At 59.9% G+C, this 5006-nt stretch carries 3 protein-coding genes; 2 read left to right on the top strand and 1 reads right to left on the bottom strand.

The features are described 5' to 3' along the window. Positions 1–933: cadherin repeat domain-containing protein (locus AC1DT3_RS11815; protein WP_477465447.1), on the top strand; the 933-nt coding region annotated here is incomplete at its 5' end. A gap of 572 nt (positions 934–1505) precedes the next feature. Here the strand turns inward: AC1DT3_RS11815 and AC1DT3_RS11810 are convergent. Next, positions 1506–1712, bottom strand: a complete 207-nt coding sequence (locus tag AC1DT3_RS11810; protein WP_477465446.1) for a hypothetical protein — start codon at positions 1710–1712, stop codon at positions 1506–1508. 334 nt (positions 1713–2046) lie between these two features. Here AC1DT3_RS11810 and AC1DT3_RS11805 point away from each other — a divergent pair, with 334 nt between their 5' ends. Beyond that, on the top strand, positions 2047–4425 hold the full coding sequence (locus AC1DT3_RS11805; protein WP_477465445.1) for a hypothetical protein: 2379 nt from the start codon (positions 2047–2049) through the stop codon (positions 4423–4425). Positions 4426–5006 lie beyond the last annotated feature (581 nt).

Below are 5006 nucleotides of genomic sequence, written 5' to 3'. Positions count from 1 at the left end.
ACCAGGACCATTACCGTCAATGTCCTGGGAGACACGGGCAGCGAAGCCAATGAAGGGTTTGCCGTCACCCTGTCAAACGCCCAGAACGCGACGATCGGCACGGCCGTTGCCAACGGGACGATCCTTGACGACGACACCACCATCCCCAACCGGGCTCCCGGCAGCATCACGCTCTCCGGCACCACGGCCAAGGAATACGAAACGGGTAAGGTGGTCGGCACGCTCAGTGCGACGGATGCGGATGGGGACGCCTTGTCCTACGCGCTCGTCGACGACGCTCTCGGACGCTACGCCCTACAGGGCAAGGATATCGTGGTGAAGGATGGGTTCCGGCTCGATTTCGAGCAGGCGCCGACGCACAACATCACGGTCCAGGTCTCGGACGGTCATGGCAGCGTCGTCAACCAGGTGTTCAGCCTCGGCGTCGTCGACGTCAATCCTGAGAGCACCAAGGGGACGGCCGGCAACGATATCTTCAAGGGCGGCGCCGGCAAGGATAAACTCGGCGGCGGTCTCGGCAACGACGTCCTTTGGGGCGGTCTCGGCAACGATACCTTGACCGGCGACAAGGGCCGCGACACCTTCGTGTTCAGCACCAAGTTCCACAAGACGAAGAACAAGGACAATGTGGTCACGTACAGCATGAAGGACGACCAGATCAAGTTCGAGGCCGACCTGTTCAAGGGGAACAAGACGCTCTGGAAGCACGTGAAAAAAGCGACCGAGCTGAAGAACGTGAAGATGAAGGCCGACTTCTTCACCCTCGGCGATCACGCGAAGGACGCCAACGACTTCTTCGTCTACGATCCACTGAAGCGCATTCTCTACTACGATAAGAACGGCTCAGACGCAGGGGGAATGACGGCCATCGCGACCTTCACCAACAACAAGGCGCTGAAGAATATGACGCACAAAGAGTTCTTCTTCATCTGAGCGACCTGGATCAATGAGCTCAGAGCCCCGGCGGGTGCCCGCCGGGGTCTTTTTTTGCTCGTTGCAGGGGGGGGGCGGAGGGGCGACACTGAATCCTTGTCTGGAATGGCACTGCCGTTCCGTACGCGGCTGGCCGTCCCATCGCGGTTGTCGTTCTGTCGACGCCGTGTCCTATCGACACTGTAGCAGCTCGAGGTTGTCGCCTATCGCAGCTGGCCATTCCATCACGGTTGTCGTCCGCGGTTTCCGTCATCGCTCCGTCGTGCCGAGGTCGAGTCGGCATGAACCGTCCTGCGGGCACTTGCTTTGCGGGCCGCGGAAAACACAGTCGCGGACAATGCCTCATGAACTCGATAGCGCCTTGCGAATGAACGACCATGCGTTCCGTCCTATGGTTTCGCGCGGCGAGGTTACCCGGTCATGTGCAATCCCGCTCCAGGCGCGGGAGATCCCGATCCCGCAGACCCACCATTGATGCTGAGCGTCGTGAAGGGCTGTCAGGTCCAAAGCGCGGGTTGGTCGACGCGTGAAGAGGATGAAGAAGTTTGGCACCGGGAAGAACGTGCTGCAGTTCACGTCCGCGAACGCCTAGCCGGATCGCAGAGTGGCTCGATGCGGACGTCACGGAGCATGCTTCCGCCAATGCCGCCGCTGATGGGCATGTCGAAGCCCACAAAGGCGACGGCGATGTCGTTGTCGATCACGATGACAGTGATGACGATGACCAAGTCGAAACCGCTGGTCATGTCGAAGTTACGGATGATGATGACGGCGAGCATTATTTCGCGGATCGCCCGCGATGCGTTCGCCTTTTCCTGTTGGTGCGTTGCTGCACATGAGCGCAGAAAACGTTCACGGATCAGTATTCACCTCCCCGTACGGGGAGTTGTGAGCCGGCGTTCACAAATATAGACCGAATGACGTTACGTGCGACACAGGCACATGGAACTCAGGCACGCGCGACTCAAGCACTTGGAACTTAGGTACTTGCCGTTCCGACGGGCCGTCGTTCTTTCGCCTTTGCTGCGCACGGCGTCCATTCGACGAGCTCCGAAGGAGTGCTCGTCAAACAATCATTGTCAGCAACGTGATTTCCCGCGTTAGGAGATAAGAATGACCTTCAAGATTTGGAGCCCGGAGAGCGTTCTGCGCATGGGCAATGGTGCGGGCGCCGTCGGCGGCTCCGTTTCCATGCTTGCCACCGGTGGCTATGTCGGCACGTGGGCGGAGAACGGCAAGATCTACTTTCAGCGCTACGACGGCCTCGGTCTCAAAGTCGGCGGTCCGGTCGACACGGGTGCAGCAGGCATCGTGGGGGCCACACGTCCAGACGTCCTGACCATCGGGGCCGATGGCGCTTTCGCGATCACCTGGAGCCAGGAATCCAGTGGGACCAAGACGCTTCTCACGCAGAAATTCAACGCCAGCGGCGCGGCCGATGGTCCGATCATCTCGGTCGCAAGCAGTGCCACGCTTCTGCATGGCGCGAAGATGACCAGCGGACAATCCGGCGGCTGGGCAGTGGCGTATGTTGAAAAGGTCAACGACGTCAACAGCGTCAAGCTCGTGACGTACGATGCCAACGGTCAGAATCCGACGGTTATCGCCATCGATTCGGGAACTGAACCGGCGGTCGCTTATCTCGGGAGCAACAAATATGCTCTGACCTACCGAAGCGTCGACGATCCGACGAAGTTCAAGTTCAGCGTCGTGGACGGCGCCAATGCCACCACCGTGGGCACCCCCATCACCGCGACGAAAGCAGACATCGTTGGATTGGCGGGTGACCAACCGCGCTTCATCGTCGTCGCGGAAAAGGGCGCCGCAGGCACCGACACCTACACCTTCGACGTGAATGGAAACACGGCCTCCGCGACGATCAGCATCGGTGGCGCCAAGCAGGATGCCAACGAGCCGACCGCGGACATCACCGCCCTGCGCGGCGGCGGCTATGCGGTCGCATACTTCGCGGCCGATGGACCCGATCTCGGCGATCTCTTCATCAAGGTCGTCGATGCCAATGGCAATGTCAGGGGGCCACTTCTGGTCAACACAGCGTCCGCCGCCGCCAACAACGGTGGGCACAACACGCCCTCGATCTCCGAAATGGCAGACGGGCGCCTCGCAATTACCTGGTACGATCCCACCAACAGCTCGGGCGCCGCGACCACAGCGATCGTCGACGCACGCACGGCGGGCGTCACGGTTGTTGGAACGTCGAAGGATGACATCTATGTCGGATCGGACTATGTCGACCATATCAGCGGCAATGGCGGGAACGACATCATCAGCGGCGGTCAAGGCGCGGATGTTCTCGATGGCGGCGAGGGCGTAGACCTTCTGTCGTTCCAATTCGCGGAAGGCGGCGTGACGGCGAGTTTGACCGCGGGTGGAACGGGTGGTGAAGCCGCCGGCGATACCTATGCAAACTTCGAGAACTTGCGCGGTTCGGGCCACGCGGACGTGCTCGTGGGAGATGCATCGGCCAACCTGATCGAGGGTGGAGCCGGCGCGGACGCGATGACCGGCGGCGCAGGCGACGACGTCTACAATGTCGACAACGCGAGCGACCAGGTTATCGAGAATGCCGTGGCCGATGGTGTCGACACTGTCTATGCGAGCGTCAGTTTCGCACTGGCGGGCTTCGTCGAGAAACTCATCGCGAGCGATGCGCGGGCGATCGCTCTCACCGGAAATGCTCTGAACAACACGCTCATCGGCAATGACGCCAACAACATCATCAATGGTGGCRTCGGTGCGGACACGATGACCGGCGGTGCCGGCAACGACACGTATTATGTCGACAACGTCGGCGATGTGATCGTCGACGCATCGGGCAACGACACGGTGATCGTGTCGGCGAGTGTATCCTTGGCCAATTTCGCCAATATCGAAAACGTCATCGTTTCCGGCGCCGCAGTGAGCGTATCCGGGACGGCCGGTCCAGATCGGCTGACTGGAAATGAATTTGCCAACACCCTCAGCGGCCTTGGCGGCAACGACACGCTGGACGGCCTCGGCGGTAACGACGCGCTTTTCGGCGGCGACGACAACGATCTCATTCGCGGCGGCGACGGGAACGACACGCTCGATGGCGGGCCCGGCCACGACACGATCTATGGTGGCGCGGGCAACGATCTCATCTCGTGCGGGACGGGGCGTGACATCGTGGTTTTCGACACCGCTCTCAATAAGCGGACCAACGTCGACAAGCTGACGGATTTCAAGGTAGCGGACGATAGCTTCTATCTCGAGAACAAGATCTTCACGAAGCTGAAGAAGGTGGGAACGTTGACGAAGCCCGGGAAACTGGATCCGAAGATGTTCTGGCAGGGATCATCCGCGCACGATGCCGATGACCGGATCATCTACAACAAGAAAACCGGTGCGCTCTTTTACGACAAGGATGGTGCCGGCGGGGTGGCGCAGGTTCAGTTTGCCGTCGTGAAGAACAAGGTCGCTCTGAAATCCACGGATTTCTTCATTATCTGATCGGATGATTAACGCGCCGCTTCCGCGTGCGGCGGGGCGGCGCGCCTGTCATCGCAATCGCCTATCGAAATCCCTAGGTGCGCTCGAAATCTCGACCGCGTCGCCTCGATCGTATCCTGATGTTCGGTGGAGGGCAGGGGTGCAAGTCGCAGCCCTCACTCGGCGATTCGGTCTCGCCAGAGAGCGACGATCAGGTGTCCATGACGAAACGTTGTATCTTGACGCATGGCGCCTTGTTTTGCGCGCAAACGTTGGCGTGTGGGATCCAAACGCGCGTGCGCAGAGGTCAAATCGGTACACAACTTCGTTTCAAAAATACTCCCGACGACTCACGGGTCTTTTCTTCCTGCTGCAATTCCCCAGTTTACCTTCAGGCATCTCGGGCCTAGTTAAGCGGGATTGATTGAGATGCGGGAGTGCGAGTCATATGAGTATCATCCGACGTTTTCTGATTCCGTCGTCCATGGCCCGCCTGGTTACCAAGGAGCGCGGCGGACGCCGCGTGACCGAGGGGTATTTTCCGCATCAGGCCGATCGGAGTTCCTACGTTCACATCGAAGGTGATGTCGGTAGTCTCGTTC

The sequence above is a fragment of the Microvirga sp. P4_G7 genome, assembly GCF_056401005.1.
The sequence above is the reverse complement of the archived record's forward strand: the minus strand, read 5'-3'. Positions and strand labels throughout refer to the sequence as shown.

What these genes read in the sequence shown, in the direction of transcription:
- AC1DT3_RS11810 (WP_477465446.1), bottom strand. Translation starts at nt 1,712, where the DNA reads ATGCTCGCCGTCATCATCATCCGTAACTTCGACATGACCAGCGGTTTC.